Below are 15,770 nucleotides of genomic sequence, written 5' to 3' on the forward strand. Positions count from 1 at the left end.
ATTATAAGGAAATCCCCCATGTCCGAAGTTTTGACCACCGCCGCCGCCACATTGAATGAAAAACTCGGCGGTGATTTCGATGGATCGGCCAAATTCAACATCGAAGGCGAAGGCACGATCATGCTGGATGGTGCGGGCGCACGGGTTGACGATGGCGATGCCGATGTCACCATGGCCGCCGATGTCGACACGTTTCGCGAAATCATCGACGGCACGTTGAACCCGACAACCGCGTTCATGTCAGGACGTCTGACCATCGAGGGCGACATGGGCACCGCGATGAAGCTTGCCTCGGCGCTGGCCTGATCCGATGGATGCGCCCACCTTGGAAATTGCCCCGTTTTACCGCGATGTGGCCAATGCGCCCGAGGGGGGGCAATGCCATTGGACCACCACATCCGATGGTTTGCGGATCCGGGTGGCCCATTGGGCCAAGGGCGTAAAAGGCACGGTGCTGTTGTTTAACGGGCGCACAGAATACGTTGAAAAATATGGCCCCGCCGCGGGGGAATTTGCCGCGCGGGGCTATGGCATGATAACCGCCGATTGGCGGGGTCAGGGATTGGCCGATCGGATGATCGAAGATCCAAACCCCGGCCACGTGGCGAAATTCAGCGACTATCAGAAAGATGTCGCTGCATTCCTGGGCATGGCCAACCGGCTGAATTTGCCACGGCCCTATTACCTTGTGGCGCATTCCATGGGCGGCGCGATTGCCCTGCGTGCCCTGCACGATGGGATGAAAGTGAACGCTGCCGTGTTTTCTGCACCGATGTGGGGAATTTCCATGGCCCCTGCCCTGCGCCCTTTGGCATGGTCGCTCTCATGGGCCAGCCGATCCATCGGGCTTGGCCAGAATTTGACACCCGGCACAAAACGTGAATCCTACCTGAATGCGGTCGCGTTTGAAGACAACATGCTGACCACTGATCGCGAAATGTGGGAATGGATGCGGACCCAAGTGAGCAAACATCCCGAATTGGTGCTGGGTGGCCCCTCACTCCGTTGGCTTTACGAGGCGTTGAACGACACGCGCCATTTGTCACGCCTGCCCACCCCGACTGTGCCAACCCTCACCACCCTTGGCAGCGACGAACAAATCGTTGATCCCGACAGGATCAAGGCGTTGATGGCCGATTGGAAAAACGGAACACTCGATATCATCCGGGGGGCCAAGCACGAGGTGATGATGGATAACCCAAGCCAGCGTCAGTATTTCTTTGACGCTGCATGCGCCCTGTTTGACGGCCACCCCTGAAACACCCGGCGTCAGTGGTTATTTCAGGAGATACCATTTCACAAATCGCCCCCTACAGGGTTTCGGCGCGCACCACCTGGCGTTGACGCCCCAGCGCGCCAACCTCAAGCTCCATAACATCGCCGGGGGTCAGAAACACTTGTGGCCGCCGCCCCATGCCAACCCCGGAAGGCGAACCAGTGGCGATGATATCGCCCGGCTGCAACGACATGAATTGCGAGATATAGCTGATCAGTTTGGCCACCGGGAAAATCATGTTCGACGTATGGCCATCCTGCATCAACTGCCCGTTCAGCCAGAATTTCAACGTCAGATTCTGCGGATCGCCGGCCTCATCCGGTGTCACCAGCCACGGGCCGACAGGGCCGAATGTATCGGCCGATTTGCCCTTGGTCCATTGGCCTGCACGCTCGATCTGAAATTCACGATCGCTTACATCATTGACCGACACAAAGCCCGCCACATAGGACAATGCATCCTTTTCAGTCACGTATTTCGCCGGTCGGCCAATCACCACGCCCAACTCGGCCTCCCAATCGGCCTTTTCCGATCCGCGCGGCAAAATCACATCATCATGCGGGCCGCACAGGGCCGATGTTGCCTTTAAAAAAATGATCGGTTCGCGCGGCGGCTGCATGTTGTTTTCGCGGGCGTGGTCGGTGTAGTTCATGCCGACACAGATGTATTTTCCAACCTGCCCCACGGGGTTGCCAAGGCGCACGTCGCCATGGGCCGCCGGATAATTCGCCGGATCAATCTTGTTTAATTCTGCCAATACCGGGCCAGACAGATCATTGAATTCACCGGATAAATCGCGCAGTTGCCCGGTGTTGTCATACACGCCCGGCCGCTCGGCGCCCGCTGGGCCAAATCGCACAAATCGCATTTTGTTCTCCAAAAACCTTGGCCGCACTGAACGGCAGCCCACGGCGAAGGTCAAGCCACCGCAACCCTTCAGTATCTAATATGATAAATTTTCAGTCAAACCCGAGACTATAGAGCGATGTCTTGAAACGCATCCCGCAACGCGGTGGACCACGCCGCGCTCATCGCGTGAAATCCGGCGTCGTCCGCTTCGATGCGGCGCTGTTGGATCTGCATGGTGCCTTCGGGAATTACACACATATCCAACGGCATACCAACCGAAAGGTTGGATCGCAAAGTGGAATCCATCGACAGTAAAACCGCTTTTTGGGCATCGGCCAATGTGGTTTCCATTGTCACCACGCGATCCAGAATCGGCTTGCCATATTTATGTTCGCCGATCTGCAAAAATGGCGTGTCTGACGTGGCTTCGATGAAGTTCCCTTCGGGATAGATCAGAAACATGCGCATTCCGCCGCCTTTGCGCTGACCGGCGACAATCATCGAAGCACTGGCATTTTGTGTCATGCCGCCCATCTTCGCCGCCACATCGCGGGCAACTGTGGACAGGGCATTGCCGACAATTTCCGCCACCCGCAGCATGGTAGGCGCGTTCAGGATCGATTCGTCGTCTTCCGTTTCAATCGCGTCATGCAACCGGGCAATCGCCGTCTGGGTTACAGACAGGCTGCCGGCGGTCATGATTGCGATGGCCCGTTCACCCGGCTGTTCGAACGTGAACATTTTCTTATAGGATGAAATATTATCCAGCCCGGCGTTGGTGCGCGTGTCCGACAACAGCACCATACCCGCATTCAACAACAGCCCGACACAATAGGTCATCTTTTTCCGCCCGTTTTCTGTACCGCAGTCTCCCTATTCCTCGGACAAGGGATGCGCAATGCGGCGCACCCCTGTGATACGGCGGTTTCTTTTCCAAATTATGAAAACGGCAGATTATTGTTGGGTTTGTGATTGGCCTTGGTCGGCTGTCGTATCGTCCACATGCACATCAACCTCTAACGCCTCAACTCCGATTCCGGCTGCGACACCGCGGATTGGTGCGGCATCCTGGGCATCATGGCCCGATCCGATCCGCACATAGCGTTCGTCGGGGCAACAGGCATTGGCCGCGTCAAACCCGATCCAGCCTATGCCATGCACCCACAATTCGGCCCAGGCATGGCTGGCCTCGTGCGCGCCACCATCGGCGCCGGATTCGAGGTATCCGGTAACATAGCGCGCCGGAATATCACTGGCCTGGGCCACGGCGATCAGGGCATGGGTATGATCCTGGCACACCCCCCGGCCCAGCGCCAAAGCCTCGGCCGCGCTGGTGCCCGGGTTGGTTTCGCCGGGGCAATAGGCAATGGCATCGGTCACAGCAGAGGCAAGCGCATGGGCCCGCGCCAGCGGATCATCATTTTCCACCGATTCCAGTGCCGATTCAGCCAAGGCGCGCACCGCCATGTCAGCCTCGGTTGGCAAGGTCGGGCGCAGATATGCCTCGGGCGGAACAGTTTCACGGTGGCCTTTCAGCACGCCAATCAGATCTTGGGTTATCACAGTGCCCCGCACCACCACGCGCACTTCGGATACAGGGCCAAGAACGGACACGGTTTCAACCCAATCCCCCGCCCCATCGCGAAACGCGGCCCCCCTTTCGGCGCCCGCCACGTCGATTGACCAGTCAATCACCTGCTGCCCCTCAAATTGCGACGGTGTCAGGCGCAAACTTTGCACGACACCGCGCATGGGCGGTTCAAAACGATACAGGGTTTCGTGGGAAATCGTCAGTTTCATCGTATGTCCCCACTCAGATACATTGTTTGCGCTGCGCCGCCCACGGCCATCACCTGCCCCATGAACCGGGTCAGAAATTCGTGCAGGCCCTCATCGAACACATCCTGCACCTGCATTTCATGCAATTCGCCAACCAAGGCGCGCGCCCGGGTTTGCGCCGGGCCGGATTTGCCATAGGCCCGCGCCAGACGATCCAGATGTTCATTCGCGCTTTCGACCGAACTGATCAGGGATCGGGGGCAGGCCCGGTTTAACACCAGAAAATCAACAATCTTGGCCGGTGAGATTTCGCCGCCATAGGCCCAGTTGAATGCACGGCTTGAGGACATCGCCCGCAACAGCGTGCGCCATTGGTAATTGTCCAATCCCGATCCGACGTAACTGATCTGCGGCAAAAGCGTGAAATATTTCACATCCAACATCCGCGCCGTGCTGTCGGCACGCTCCAGATGAAAACCGATATTGGTAAAATCCCACCCATCGTTGCGCATCTGCGTGTTCAGACCCGCGCCGCGAATAAGCGCGGTGGTGCGCAACGTCCAATCGGTCAGATCAGACAGCGAAAGCGACGAGCGTTCCTGCCGTCCAAATTCCTGCACCTCCTGGTAGGCGATATTGATTGCATCCCATACCTGAGTGGTCAGGGCAGTGCGCACGATGCGGCCATTTTCGCGCGCCCGCTCAATACAGGACAACACCGAATTGGCATTGTCACGATCAAAAAACATGAACGTTTCGATATTGCGCTGCACGATATCGGAATATTTTTCGGCAAACCCGTTTGCATTGCCACTGGCGTGCAAAATCGATTCCCATTCGTTGCGATATCCGCCGCCGATGTTTGGGATCAGCGCGTTGCGCGCCCCCACTTCCAGCAGGCGGGCGTTGGTTTCAGCGCGTTCGATATAACGCGCCATCCAATACAGATTTTCGGCGGTCCTACTTAGCATGACTGATTCCTCATTCCGCCAACACCCAGGTGTCTTTTACGCCGCCCCCCTGGGACGAATTCACCACCAGCGATCCTTCGGTCAGGGCAACACGGGTCAACCCCCCCGGCACCAGATTGATATCTTCCCCCACGAGGCAATAAGGGCGCAAATCCACATGGCGCGGCGCGATGCCTTCGTCGACAAATGTCGGGCATGTGGACAAGGCAAGGGTGGGTTGTGCGATGTAATTCCACGGCTTTTCGCGGATTTTCTGATCGAACAAGGCGATCATCGCCTTGTCGGCCTTTGGCCCGACCAACATGCCATAACCGCCCGATCCGTGTACTTCCTTCACCACCAGTTCTGACAGGTGTTCCAGAACGTATTTCAAATCCTCGGGTTTGGCACATTGCCACGTTGGCACGTTGTTTAAAATCGGCGCTTCGCCCAGATAAAACCTGATCATTTCGGGTACAAAGGTATAAATCGCCTTGTCATCGGCAACACCCGCGCCGGGGGCTGAACAAATCGAAACCCCGCCCGACCGGTACACATTCATCAACCCCGGCACGCCCAACATCGAATCCGGGCGAAAACACAGAGGGTCGATAAACGCATCATCGATCCGGCGATAAATAACATCGACACGCTTGGGGCCTTCGGTCGTGCGCATCCAGCAATAATCGCCCTCGACGAACAGATCACTGCCTTCAACCAGTTCAACACCCATCATATCGGCCAGAAACGAATGTTCGTAATAGGCACTGTTGAAGTGACCCGGTGTCAGGATCACGACCCGTGGGTCACTATCGCATTTGTGCGGCGCGACACTGGCCAATGTACGACGCAACATTGCCGGATAGTTTTCAACCGGCGCGATCCTGTTTTCCTGAAACAGGGCCGGAAACATCCGCATCATGATTTCGCGGTTTTCCAACATGTAACTGACACCCGATGGTGTACGGCAGTTGTCTTCGAGCACGAAAAACTCATCAGGTCCGGTGCGCACCAGATCAATGCCAACGATATGGGAATACACGCCTTTGGGCGGTACAATTCCGCAGACCGCAGTTTCATACGCCTCGTTCTGATACACCAGCCGACCGGGGATGCGCCCGGCTTTGACGATTTCGCCGCGCCCGTACACATCAACCAGAAATGCATTCAACGCCCGCGCGCGTTGTTTGATACCCCGCTCAAGACGGGCCCATTCATCAGCCTGAAACACCCGGGGAAACATATCGAACGGGATCAACCTGTCGGGGCTGCCGCCTTCGCCATACACCGCAAAGGTAATTCCAATGCGGCGAAACAGCGCCTCGGCCTCGTTTTGTTTCAAACTTCGAAGTTCGCGCGGCATGTCGCCGCTCCAACCTTCCAACCCACGGTATGGCGCACGCACGGTATCGCCCTCGAACATCTCGTTGAAATAACGTGTGATCGCCGGTCTCCCCCTGAATTTCGTTCATCATATTCATACCAACGGCGAAAGTGAAATAGTGTTCCATTGGCAACGCCGCGCCGACGCAATATTGATCCGCTTGACGTTCCTTGGCATTACAACGCAAGGTAGAGTGGCATCGCAGCGATCTGTTGCTGACCACCCACGAAACAAAGAGAACGTCCTGCGATCGGGCGAGAGAGAACACCATGGCTTGCCTCGCGGTTTTTTTTAGCACAGCCGTTGCAATCAGCTTTACCGGAGCCTTGGCGGCGTTTGCGAATCCAAGTGTTCTTGACCTTGTGCTTGGATATCTCGTGGTGGCAAAGCTGTCGTTCTGGCTGGTCATTCTGCGCTGCACTCTGCGCCCGGCCCGGGCCGAAGGCTGATTCACCCAAACTCTGGTTAAGAAGATTGCAAGGTGTTCACTTTAAACATCTCGTGATGAACCAAAGTTATGGGCCGCGAAACAATGATCCGACTTCTTTATGTAAGTGAAAGTACAGGTGACAATCTGCACGACATTCTGTCAGTGGCACGCCGCAACAATCCCGAATTGGGCATGACCGGTATCCTGATCACCCACGGAACCACGTTTATTCAATTGCTCGAAGGGCCAAAGGAAACCATGCCCGAATTGATTAAATTTCTGAAAACCGACACCCGGCACAAGAATTTCCGCATCCTTCTGAAACATCAAACACAGTCCCCCGTATGTGCGGGATGGACGATGAAACACCACGAAATCATCGATACCGACCGCCCCGAGCATCGCGCCGTGATAGCGGCGCACGCCAATCTTGGCCCCACCAACGACCCGGCGCGGATCGAATCGCTGTGCCATGCGGTGCTGGAATTGGCCCATATGCACGCATTGGGGCAAAAGATCGCCTAAGCCTCTGGCCGAGGTGGCCATTTACCCTACCTTTGGAATATGGCTGATCCACTTCTTACCTTTACCGATGACGGTATCTTCTGCCCGATTGGCGATTTCCACATTGATCCGTGGCGCCCGGTGCCCCGCGCCCTGATCACACACGGGCACGCCGATCATGCGCGCTCGGGCCATGGCATGTATCTGGCCACGCAAAATGCGGCACCGGTCATGCGCCACCGTTTGGGCGATATCACGTTGGAAACGGTGCGCTATGGCGAAGAGCGTACACTGAACGGCGTGACAGTATCGTATCACCCGGCGGGCCATGTGCCGGGCTCGGCCCAAATCCGCGTTGCCCACAAGGGTGAGGTTTGGGTCGTATCGGGAGATTACAAGATTGAGGATGACGGGCTGTCCGAACCGTTTGAGCCGATCAAATGCCATGCTTTCATCACCGAATGTACATTTGGCCTGCCAGTATTCAAATGGCAGCCCCAGCGCGAGATCGCGGCAGAGTTGAATGCCTGGTGGGCAGAAAACGCGGCCCAGGGGCGCAATACGATTTTGGGCGCCTACGCTTTGGGCAAGGCACAAAGGCTGCTGTCGCTGCTGAATCCGGATATTGGCCCGATCCTGACCCACGGCGCGGTGGAAAATACCAACGCAATCTTGCGTGCCCAAGGGGTACGCCTGCCCGATACGGTTTTGGTGACACCGGATCTGAACCCAAAGGATCACCCGGGGGCCCTGATTGTGGCGCCGCCATCTGCTTTGGGCACACAATGGGCCCGGCGGTTTCGCCCGCTTTCCGATGGGTTTGCGTCGGGGTGGATGGCGCTGCGCGGGGTGCGCCGCCGTCGCGCGGCCGACCGTGGATTTGTAATGTCGGACCACGCCGATTGGGCCGGCCTTAACACCGCCATTGCCGCGACAGGGGCCGAGCGCATATTTGTAACGCACGGATATACCTCAATTTTCCGAAGGTGGTTGGAAGATCAGGGATACGAAGCACAGATCGTGGAAACCGCCTATGAGGGCGAAAACCTGGATACGGCAGAGGGTGCGGCATGAACAGGTTTGCTGCTCTTTTTCAAGCGTTGGACCAGACAACCAGCACAACAGCCAAGGTCGCGGCCCTGGCCGATTATTTGACCGCGGCGCCGGAGCCTGATCGCATGTGGACCATTGCGTTATTGTCAGGCCGTCGCCCGAAACGCACGGTCACGACAACACTCTTGCGAGGTTGGGCTGCTGAAAAAGCCGAAATACCGCTGTGGTTGTTCGAAGAATCCTATCCGATTGTCGGCGATCTGGCCGAAACGATAGCCCTCATCCTCCCCCCCGCGGAACGCACAAGTGACCGGTCCCTTACCTATTGGATCACTGAAATTCGCGCGCTGGCGTCACGTGATGAATCCGCCCGCAAGACCGCGGTTCTTGATGCATGGAATCATCTTACCACACCGCAACGCTTTGTTTTCAATAAACTTATCACCGGTGGATTTCGAATGGGGGTCAGTCAGAAATTGATGACCCGTGCACTGGCGCGCGCCACCGAGATTCCCGAATCCGATCTCGCCCATCGCCTGATGGGCGATTGGAGCCCGGACACCCACACGTTCGAAAGCCTTATTTCGGCACCTGATCCAACAGCCGATCTTTCGCGCCCCTACCCTTTCTATCTGGCCTATGCGCTTGAAAAAGAACCCGAATCTCTGGGCGATCCAACCGATTGGACAGCAGAATGGAAATGGGACGGTATCCGCGGACAGTTGATCGTGCGCGGCGGGCAGTATTATCTTTGGTCACGGGGCGAAGAGCTTATCTCGCCCCGGTTTCCGGAATTTGGGCGCGCGCCTGACTTTTTGCCCGATGGCACCGTGCTCGACGGTGAGTTGATCGGCTGGCATGATGAAAAACCAATGTCATTCAACGCGCTGCAAAAACGGATCGGACGAAAGAATGTTTCCGCGAAATTACTGGCAGAAACGCCGGTGATCCTGCTTGCCTATGATCTGTTGGAGTTTGAAAGCAAAGACATCCGCGAAATCCCGTTTGTACAGCGCAATGCGCGACTTCACAGCCTTCTTGCCCACCTGCCGCCCGAAGCACCCGTGCGTCTACCACCGCGTATTTCGTTTGCAAACTGGGATGAACTGGCAAGGATTCGGGAAACATCGCGTGAAAATTCGGCCGAAGGTTTGATGTTGAAGCGCAAAGAGTCTCCTTATCTGACGGGTCGCAAGAAAGGGGATTGGTGGAAATGGAAGATCGCCCCTCTCACGATCGACGCCGTGATGATTTACGCGCAACAGGGGCACGGACGCCGCGCCAATCTTTTTACTGATTTCACCTTTGCCGTTCGCGATGGTGATAACATGATTCCGTTTACAAAAGCTTACAGCGGCCTGACGGATGCAGAATTTAACGAAATAACCAAATGGGTGCGTAAAAATACGTTGCAACGGTTCGGACCGGTGCGCCAGGTCAGACCGGAACACGTGTTTGAAATAGCGTTCGAAGGCATACAGGAAAGCCCGCGCCACAAATCCGGCGTGGCACTGCGGTTCCCCCGCATGGTGCGCTGGCGGCATGATAAACCAGTCGCCGAGGCAAATACCCTCGAAGATCTTAAGACTATGTTAGAAACCTATGGCTAACGTGATCGGATGAGATCGAACAATCAGACCGCCAACCTCACTGGCAACACGCCAACATGTCCCCTAAGTAAGAGGAAACCAAAGCCAAGAGGACAGCCATGAACACCCCCGTATTCGATGCCAACGCCCGATCCGGCAACGCCTTTGGCGATCTTCCACAATGGGATCTGAGCGATCTGTACAGCGCACCAGATGCGCTTGAATTGACCCGTGATCTGGCCTGGTTGGAGACCGCCTGCGCCGATTTCGCAGAAAAATATCAAGGAAAGCTTGGCGAACTGGATGCAGACGGGATGCTGGCCTGTATCAATGACTATGAAAAAATCGACTTGATCGGCGGGCGGATCATGTCATTTGCCGGCCTGCGCTATTACCAGAAAACAACCGATCCCGACCGTGCCAAATTCATGTCTGACATGCAGGACAAGATCACGACATTCACGACGCCGCTTGTCTTCTTTTCCTTGGAAATCAATCGCATTCCTGACGATTCTCTGGATGCCTTGTTTGAAAAAAGCGCAGAATTGGCGCGGTTCCGGCCAATTTTCGATCGCCTGCGCGCGATGCGTCCGCATCAACTTTCGGACGAACTTGAAAAATTCCTTCATGATCAATCCACGGTCGGGGCCGCCGCATGGAACCGACTGTTCGACGAAACGATTGCCGGTCTGACATTTGAAATTGACGGCGAAGACCTGGGCATTGAATCCACCCTTAATTTATTGACTGACCCTGATCGCGCCCAGCGCGAAAAAGGGGCGCGTGCCCTGGCCGATGTCTTTGGAAAAAATGTCGCATTGTTCGCACGGGTGCATAATACACTGACAAAAGACAAGGAAATCGAAGACCGTTGGCGCAAAATGCCATCACCGCAAACCAGCCGCCATTTGTCAAACCATGTGGAGCCCGAGGTTGTCGAGGCGCTGCGCAATGCGGTGGTTCGGGCCTATCCGCGGTTGTCGCACCGCTATTACGAATTGAAACGAAAATGGCTTGGCCTCGATACGCTGGAGGTGTGGGATCGCAACGCCCCCCTCCCGATGGAGCAAGATCGCGTGGTCCGCTGGGATGAGGCGGAGCGGTTGGTGATGGATGCCTATCGCGAGTTTGATCCGCAGATGGCAGAATTGGCAAAGCCCTTCTTTTCAAAGGGTTGGATCGATGCGGGTGTGAAGCCCGGCAAAGCGCCCGGTGCTTTTGCCCATCCTACGGTCAGCAATGTTCATCCCTATGTGATGCTGAATTATCTAGGTAAACCGCGTGATGTGATGACCCTTGCCCATGAGTTGGGCCATGGAGTTCATCAGGTTCTTGCCGCGGGTCAAGGCGAATTACTATCCTCAACACCACTGACTTTGGCCGAAACTGCCAGTGTGTTTGGTGAAATGTTGACGTTTCGCAAACTGCTCGCGGCTGCCAAAACCCCGGCCGAACGTAAGGTGCTGTTGGCTGGCAAAGTTGAGGATATGATCAACACGGTGGTGCGCCAGATCGCGTTTTACGATTTCGAATGTAAACTGCACGATGCGCGCCGACAGGGTGAATTGACGCCTGATGACATCAACGCCTTGTGGATGTCGGTGCAGGGTGAATCATTGGGGCCGGCGTTCACGTTCATGGACGGTTACGAAACATTTTGGGCCTATATCCCGCATTTCGTACATTCGCCGTTCTACGTTTACGCTTATGCGTTTGGCGATGGTTTGGTAAACGCGCTTTACGCCGTTTACGAAGAGGGCGCGCCCGGTTTCGAAGAGAAATATTTCGAAATGTTGCGTGCTGGCGGATCAAAGCACCACAAGGAACTGCTGGCGCCTTTCGGTCTTGATGCCAGCGATCCGGCATTCTGGGACAAGGGGCTGTCGATGATCGAAGGGTTTATCGACGAACTTGAGGCGCTCGAGGACTGACGCCCTGATCTATCTTCCATGCAGCCGCGCAATTGCGGGTTGCATGGGGGTCTGCACCGGCAAATACTTCGCATTGCCACCGGATATCAAAATTATATGTGGCAATTATCGGGGGGTGAAATTTAATCCAATTCGGTCCATGGCCACGGCTTTACCTCACTTGCGGCGGTTTGAAACCGGGCTGCTTTGGCGATCCAGATCCCAAGAGAGGTGCCAAAATCGGCCAGCCTTTCATTTGGGACCCGGTTATTTACCAAAAGAATGACGAATTGGACCAGCGTGCACAGGCCCAACACGGTTTGCGCGACTGAAATCATCACCGCGATAATCACCATATACAGCAAACGCATCAACAGATTGTCCTGCTCTGCCGGATCTGGCTGTTCACCGGTGATACGGCCCATTACCTTTTCATCGTCTTGTGCCATGCGTGTCCTCTGTCAAATTTCAACGCCCGCCGTGAACACCATATCAATCATCCGCTGGGTGCCACGAGAAAACTCCAGCGGGCAGGCATAAGGCACGCCATTTCGCAGGGTTTCACCGAACGCCTCAACCTGCAGAACATAATGATTGATGCCCGGAAAACGGTAGGTGGTCAAAGCCATATCACTGTTTTCAATAGATACTTCGGCCTGCCCAAAGACATTGGCGTTGAACGGGGTATTTAACGTCATCCGCCCCTTGTCACCATGAAAGGTTACCCGTTGGCTGGGAAACATCCGCATGGATGTGACCGAATTATAACTGAACCCCGGAAAATCCGCGCTGACATGGGCAAAGGTATCAACCCCGTTTTCCAAGCGCAGTTTCGCCGTGACAGATTGGGGTTCGGCCCCAGTAACAAACCGTGTCGATCCAAAGGTATAAACTCCGATGTCACGCAAACTGCCGCCACCGGTTTCGGGCCGATTGCGGATATTTCCGGGTTCGGATGCGTTGTCATAGCAAAACATCGCATCCACGTGAATCAGGCGGCCAATTGCCCCATCGGCGAACAATTGCCGCGCTTTTTGCCATTGGGGGTGGTGCACGATCATGAAAGCTTCGGCCACAAAACATCCGGTTTCATCCCGGGCTGCGATCAGGGCGTCAAATTCGGCCTCTTCCAATGCAATGGGCTTTTCGGTCAAAACATGTTTGCCTGCGCGCAGGGCTTTTAAAGTCCATTCCACATGCAAATGATTTGGCAGCGGAATGTACACCGCATCAATCTGATCACTGGCCAGCAATGCGTCATAACCGTCGTAGATTTCCAGATCCGGCGCAAACGCCTGAAACGCCATGGCTTTTTCAGTTGATGATGTGGCCAAACCGGCAAACACAGCGCCCTTTGCGGCGTGGATTGCCGGTGCCATCTGCTCTAACGCGAAATTGGCCGCGCCCAGCACGCCCCAACGGATCGGATCAGTCATTGTGCCCCCCTGTATTCAGAGGGGCAGCATGGGCGGGACAAGCCGCGCGGTCAACGCCCCCGGTGCGAAATGCACCGGATTTTCGGGCTCAGGATGCGGTCAGCATTCCTTTTTCACGGGCCGATTCCTGCATCCGCTTTTGCAGTTTTTCAAATGCGCGCACTTCGATCTGGCGGATCCGTTCGCGGCTCACGTCGTACTGGCCCGACAAATCCTCAAGAGTGACAGGCTGATCCTTTAGCCGACGCTGCATCAGAATGTCTTTTTCACGATCGTTCAACACATCCATCGCATCCATCAACAAGGCGCGGCGCGTTTCCAGTTCGTCACGCTCTTCATAATCACCGGCCTGATCGGCGTCTTCGTCTTCCAGCCAATCCTGCCATTGCGCGGCCCCTTCGCCGTCTTGCGAAATCGTCGCGTTCAACGAGGCATCGCCACCCGACATACGGCGGTTCATGCTGATCACTTCGGCTTCGGTCACGCTTAGGTCATGGGCGATTCTGGCCACGTGTTCGGGGCGCAAATCGCCGTCTTCCAGCGCGCCAATACGGGATTTCGCCTTGCGCAGGTTGAAAAAAAGCTTTTTCTGCGCGCTGGTGGTGCCCAGTTTCACCATCGACCACGAGCGCAACACATATTCCTGAATCGATGCGCGAATCCACCACATCGCATAGGTCGCCAGACGGAACCCTTTTTCAGGATCAAATTTCTTGACCGCCTGCATCAACCCAACGTTTGCTTCTGAAATCACTTCGGCCTGAGGAAGGCCGTAACCGCGATATCCCATGGCAATTTTTGCCGCCAGACGCAGGTGAGATGTGACCATCTTGTGGGCCGCTTCGGTGTCTTCTTCCTCGGCCCAGCGTTTGGCCAGCATATATTCTTCTTCAGGCTCAAGCATCGGAAATTTGCGAATTTCCTGAAGATACCGGTTCAACCCCTGCTCGGGAGACGGTGCGGGAAGGTTTGCATACGTCGCCATGTGATTTCGCCCCTGTTCAGCGCCTTAATGTATCAAGGCTTAACATTCAGATAGTGAACGCATCGGTTCAGTTCAAGATGCGTGTTCACCACCACTCTACAGCTTTAAGAACCTGCTTTGGGAAAAGATCCATAGGTGACACCCTTTGTCACAACCATATGAACCGTGTTTCAATCCGCCGGTTGGCGCAACACTTCGATCAAACGCGCCATATCTTCGGGAATATCGGATTGAAACGTCATGTTTTCACCGCTTGCGGGGTGAATGAACCCCAGACTGGCGGCATGTAACGCCTGACGCGCAAACCCCTGCACCATCGCGACCGCCGCACCGCTTATCGCCTTGGCCGATATCTTGCGCCGCCCGCCATAGGTTGGATCCCCGATCAATCCGTGCCCCACGTGGGCCATATGCACCCTGATCTGATGGGTGCGCCCGGTTTCCAACCGACAGGCCACCAAAGCGGCAACGCCGGGTGTGCCGAAACGATCCAGGGTTTCAACCCGTGTCACCGCGTGCCGCCCGCCCTGAAACAACACCGCCTGACGCTGTCGGTCGGTCTTGTGGCGGGCCAGATGGGTGGTGATTTTCATGATGTTGCCCGGTTCAAACGAAACGCCGCGCGTGCCGTGCAACCGCGGGTCTGACGCTTCGGGCACGCCATGACACAGGGCAAGATAATGGCGCCGGGCGCTGTGCGCCTCAAACTGTGCGGCAAGCCCGTGATGCGCACGGTCACTTTTGGCCACCACCAACAGCCCGCTGGTGTCTTTGTCGATCCGGTGCACGATGCCGGGGCGTTTTTCACCGCCGACCCCCGACAGATTGCCACCGAAATGATGCAACAGTGCATTGACCAACGTGCCCTTTGGCGATCCGGGCGCGGGATGCACCACCATGCCCGCCGGTTTGTCGATCACGATCAAATCATCGTCTTCATGCAGGATCGTCAGGGGAATGTCTTCGGGGCCAATATGGCTGTCTTCGGCAACAGGCACCGTGATTTCGACCACGTCGCCCGCCGCGATCCTGGCCTTTTGATCGGTACACACCGCCCCATTCAACCGCACCGCGCCCTCGGCAATCAGCCGGGCCAGGCGCGAGCGTGACAGATGCGCGCCCTCTGGCACGTCACGCGCCAGTGCCTTATCAAGCCGGGGGGGCGGCGCGGCCGCAATCACGACCGACAGGGAAGTTACAGCCATGGACAACACTCCGCTTGATCCTGAACAACAGCGGATGCTGCGATTCCTTCGCATATTGGTGACAGCACTGACCGCCACGATGCTGGGGGGGCTGATAATCCTGATCTATCTGTTTGTCACCCGTTTCCCACAGCCCACGCCGGTTTTGGCCCTGCCCGACAGTATTGCGTTGCCCGGTGGCACATCTGCCACCGCATTCACGCGCGGCCCCGATTGGCTGGCGGTGGTTGTTGGAAATGAGATATTGATTTTTGATTCCACCGGTCAAACCCTGCGCCAACGCATTGCGATTGGCGAATGACAAGGTTTCACAGCCTGCCCCGGAGCATTGCGAAATTGCGTGCCATTGACATGGGGGATGCCCCTGTCCCAGATATCAACACCTGCGCCACCCGTACCAATCCCCAACACCGCCGAGTT

At 56.1% G+C, this 15,770-nt stretch carries 17 protein-coding genes; 8 read left to right on the forward strand and 9 right to left on the reverse strand.

What is annotated here, in order from left to right; genetic code table 11:
• The first annotated feature begins 18 nt into the window (after positions 1 to 18).
• On the forward strand, positions 19 to 306 hold the full coding sequence (locus C8265_RS02155) for an SCP2 sterol-binding domain-containing protein (RefSeq protein WP_108482313.1): 288 nt from the start codon (positions 19 to 21) through the stop codon (positions 304 to 306).
• A 4-nt stretch (positions 307 to 310) separates the two neighbouring features.
• On the forward strand, positions 311 to 1,258 hold the full coding sequence (locus C8265_RS02160) for an alpha/beta fold hydrolase (protein ID WP_108482314.1): 948 nt from the start codon (positions 311 to 313) through the stop codon (positions 1,256 to 1,258).
• A 52-nt stretch (positions 1,259 to 1,310) separates the two neighbouring features.
• Here the strand turns inward: C8265_RS02160 and C8265_RS02165 are convergent, their stop codons facing one another.
• The 5 genes from C8265_RS02165 to C8265_RS02185 all read right to left on the reverse strand — a co-directional run bounded on the left by C8265_RS02165 (position 1,311) and on the right by C8265_RS02185 (position 6,277).
• A complete protein-coding gene (locus tag C8265_RS02165; RefSeq protein WP_108482315.1) occupies positions 1,311 to 2,144 on the reverse strand; it encodes a fumarylacetoacetate hydrolase family protein in 834 nt (277 codons plus the stop codon).
• A 107-nt stretch (positions 2,145 to 2,251) separates the two neighbouring features.
• Positions 2,252 to 2,965 carry a proteasome-type protease gene (locus tag C8265_RS02170; RefSeq protein WP_108482316.1) on the reverse strand — a complete coding sequence of 238 codons (714 nt, stop codon included), beginning with the start codon at positions 2,963 to 2,965 and terminating at the stop codon, positions 2,252 to 2,254.
• A 114-nt stretch (positions 2,966 to 3,079) separates the two neighbouring features.
• Positions 3,080 to 3,925: a transglutaminase family protein gene (locus tag C8265_RS02175; protein WP_108482317.1), complete on the reverse strand. Its 846-nt coding sequence runs from the start codon at positions 3,923 to 3,925 to the stop codon at positions 3,080 to 3,082.
• Entirely contained in the window at positions 3,922 to 4,875 is a 954-nt protein-coding gene (locus C8265_RS02180) for an alpha-E domain-containing protein (RefSeq protein WP_108482318.1), read from the reverse strand. The genes C8265_RS02175 and C8265_RS02180 overlap by 4 nt, the downstream gene beginning before the upstream one ends.
• Before the next feature lie 10 nt (positions 4,876 to 4,885).
• Positions 4,886 to 6,277, reverse strand: coding sequence for a circularly permuted type 2 ATP-grasp protein (locus C8265_RS02185; protein ID WP_164512243.1), 1,392 nt, complete (start codon positions 6,275 to 6,277; stop codon positions 4,886 to 4,888).
• Positions 6,278 to 6,507: 230 nt separating this feature from the next.
• On the opposite strand from C8265_RS02185, the gene C8265_RS19290 reads away from it, so the two are divergent.
• From C8265_RS19290 to C8265_RS02205, 5 genes are all read left to right on the forward strand, one after another.
• Entirely contained in the window at positions 6,508 to 6,687 is a 180-nt protein-coding gene (locus C8265_RS19290; RefSeq protein ID WP_126623137.1) for a hypothetical protein, read from the forward strand.
• An 83-nt stretch (positions 6,688 to 6,770) separates the two neighbouring features.
• Positions 6,771 to 7,193 (forward strand): BLUF domain-containing protein, encoded by a 423-nt coding sequence (locus tag C8265_RS02190; protein ID WP_164512244.1) that lies wholly within the window; start codon positions 6,771 to 6,773, stop codon positions 7,191 to 7,193.
• A 39-nt stretch (positions 7,194 to 7,232) separates the two neighbouring features.
• Positions 7,233 to 8,246, forward strand: a complete 1,014-nt coding sequence (locus C8265_RS02195; RefSeq protein WP_108482321.1) for a ligase-associated DNA damage response exonuclease — start codon at positions 7,233 to 7,235, stop codon at positions 8,244 to 8,246.
• Positions 8,243 to 9,835: an ATP-dependent DNA ligase gene (locus C8265_RS02200; protein ID WP_108482322.1), complete on the forward strand. Its 1,593-nt coding sequence runs from the start codon at positions 8,243 to 8,245 to the stop codon at positions 9,833 to 9,835. The genes C8265_RS02195 and C8265_RS02200 overlap by 4 nt, the downstream gene beginning before the upstream one ends.
• Positions 9,836 to 9,933: 98 nt before the next feature.
• On the forward strand, positions 9,934 to 11,745 hold the full coding sequence (locus tag C8265_RS02205; RefSeq protein ID WP_108482323.1) for a M3 family oligoendopeptidase: 1,812 nt from the start codon (positions 9,934 to 9,936) through the stop codon (positions 11,743 to 11,745).
• A 122-nt stretch (positions 11,746 to 11,867) separates the two neighbouring features.
• On the opposite strand, the gene C8265_RS02210 is transcribed toward C8265_RS02205, so the two are convergent.
• The 4 genes from C8265_RS02210 to C8265_RS02225 all read right to left on the reverse strand — a co-directional run bounded on the left by C8265_RS02210 (position 11,868) and on the right by C8265_RS02225 (position 15,350).
• On the reverse strand, positions 11,868 to 12,173 hold the full coding sequence (locus C8265_RS02210) for a DUF4389 domain-containing protein (protein ID WP_108482324.1): 306 nt from the start codon (positions 12,171 to 12,173) through the stop codon (positions 11,868 to 11,870).
• Between the two features lie 12 nt (positions 12,174 to 12,185).
• Positions 12,186 to 13,160 (reverse strand): Gfo/Idh/MocA family protein, encoded by a 975-nt coding sequence (locus C8265_RS02215; RefSeq protein WP_108482325.1) that lies wholly within the window; start codon positions 13,158 to 13,160, stop codon positions 12,186 to 12,188.
• An 88-nt stretch (positions 13,161 to 13,248) separates the two neighbouring features.
• The gene (rpoH, locus tag C8265_RS02220) at positions 13,249 to 14,145 is read right to left on the reverse strand and encodes an RNA polymerase sigma factor RpoH (protein ID WP_108482326.1); all 897 of its coding nucleotides are present in this window, start codon (positions 14,143 to 14,145) and stop codon (positions 13,249 to 13,251) included.
• A gap of 170 nt (positions 14,146 to 14,315) precedes the next feature.
• Positions 14,316 to 15,350, reverse strand: coding sequence for an RluA family pseudouridine synthase (locus C8265_RS02225; protein WP_108482327.1), 1,035 nt, complete (start codon positions 15,348 to 15,350; stop codon positions 14,316 to 14,318).
• Between C8265_RS02225 and C8265_RS02230 the strand changes: the two genes are divergently transcribed.
• Positions 15,349 to 15,651 carry a DUF6476 family protein gene (locus C8265_RS02230; RefSeq protein WP_206050237.1) on the forward strand — a complete coding sequence of 101 codons (303 nt, stop codon included), beginning with the start codon at positions 15,349 to 15,351 and terminating at the stop codon, positions 15,649 to 15,651. The two genes, C8265_RS02225 and C8265_RS02230, sit on opposite strands and share 2 nt — an antisense overlap.
• The last annotated feature ends 119 nt before the right edge of the window (positions 15,652 to 15,770 follow it).

This window comes from Oceaniglobus ichthyenteri (assembly GCF_003057885.1).
GTDB classification, from domain to species: Bacteria; Pseudomonadota; Alphaproteobacteria; order Rhodobacterales; family Rhodobacteraceae; genus Oceaniglobus; species Oceaniglobus ichthyenteri.

Excerpts from the sequence above, each read along its gene's own strand:
- C8265_RS02205 (WP_108482323.1), top strand. The coding sequence starts at position 9,934 with ATGAACACCCCCGTATTCGATGCCAACGCCCGATCCGGCAACGCCTTT.
- C8265_RS02225 (WP_108482327.1), bottom strand. The coding sequence starts at position 15,350 with ATGGCTGTAACTTCCCTGTCGGTCGTGATTGCGGCCGCGCCGCCCCCC.
- C8265_RS02215 (WP_108482325.1), bottom strand. The coding sequence starts at position 13,160 with ATGACTGATCCGATCCGTTGGGGCGTGCTGGGCGCGGCCAATTTCGCG.
- C8265_RS02165 (WP_108482315.1), bottom strand. The coding sequence starts at position 2,144 with ATGCGATTTGTGCGATTTGGCCCAGCGGGCGCCGAGCGGCCGGGCGTG.
- C8265_RS02210 (WP_108482324.1), bottom strand. The coding sequence starts at position 12,173 with ATGGCACAAGACGATGAAAAGGTAATGGGCCGTATCACCGGTGAACAG.
- C8265_RS19290 (WP_126623137.1), top strand. The coding sequence starts at position 6,508 with ATGGCTTGCCTCGCGGTTTTTTTTAGCACAGCCGTTGCAATCAGCTTT.
- C8265_RS02185 (WP_164512243.1), bottom strand. The coding sequence starts at position 6,277 with ATGTTCGAGGGCGATACCGTGCGTGCGCCATACCGTGGGTTGGAAGGT.
- C8265_RS02230 (WP_206050237.1), top strand. The coding sequence starts at position 15,349 with ATGGACAACACTCCGCTTGATCCTGAACAACAGCGGATGCTGCGATTC.
- C8265_RS02180 (WP_108482318.1), bottom strand. The coding sequence starts at position 4,875 with ATGCTAAGTAGGACCGCCGAAAATCTGTATTGGATGGCGCGTTATATC.
- C8265_RS02195 (WP_108482321.1), top strand. The coding sequence starts at position 7,233 with ATGGCTGATCCACTTCTTACCTTTACCGATGACGGTATCTTCTGCCCG.
- rpoH (WP_108482326.1), bottom strand. The coding sequence starts at position 14,145 with ATGGCGACGTATGCAAACCTTCCCGCACCGTCTCCCGAGCAGGGGTTG.
- C8265_RS02190 (WP_164512244.1), top strand. The coding sequence starts at position 6,771 with ATGATCCGACTTCTTTATGTAAGTGAAAGTACAGGTGACAATCTGCAC.
- C8265_RS02175 (WP_108482317.1), bottom strand. The coding sequence starts at position 3,925 with ATGAAACTGACGATTTCCCACGAAACCCTGTATCGTTTTGAACCGCCC.
- C8265_RS02160 (WP_108482314.1), top strand. The coding sequence starts at position 311 with ATGGATGCGCCCACCTTGGAAATTGCCCCGTTTTACCGCGATGTGGCC.
- C8265_RS02200 (WP_108482322.1), top strand. The coding sequence starts at position 8,243 with ATGAACAGGTTTGCTGCTCTTTTTCAAGCGTTGGACCAGACAACCAGC.
- C8265_RS02170 (WP_108482316.1), bottom strand. The coding sequence starts at position 2,965 with ATGACCTATTGTGTCGGGCTGTTGTTGAATGCGGGTATGGTGCTGTTG.
- C8265_RS02155 (WP_108482313.1), top strand. The coding sequence starts at position 19 with ATGTCCGAAGTTTTGACCACCGCCGCCGCCACATTGAATGAAAAACTC.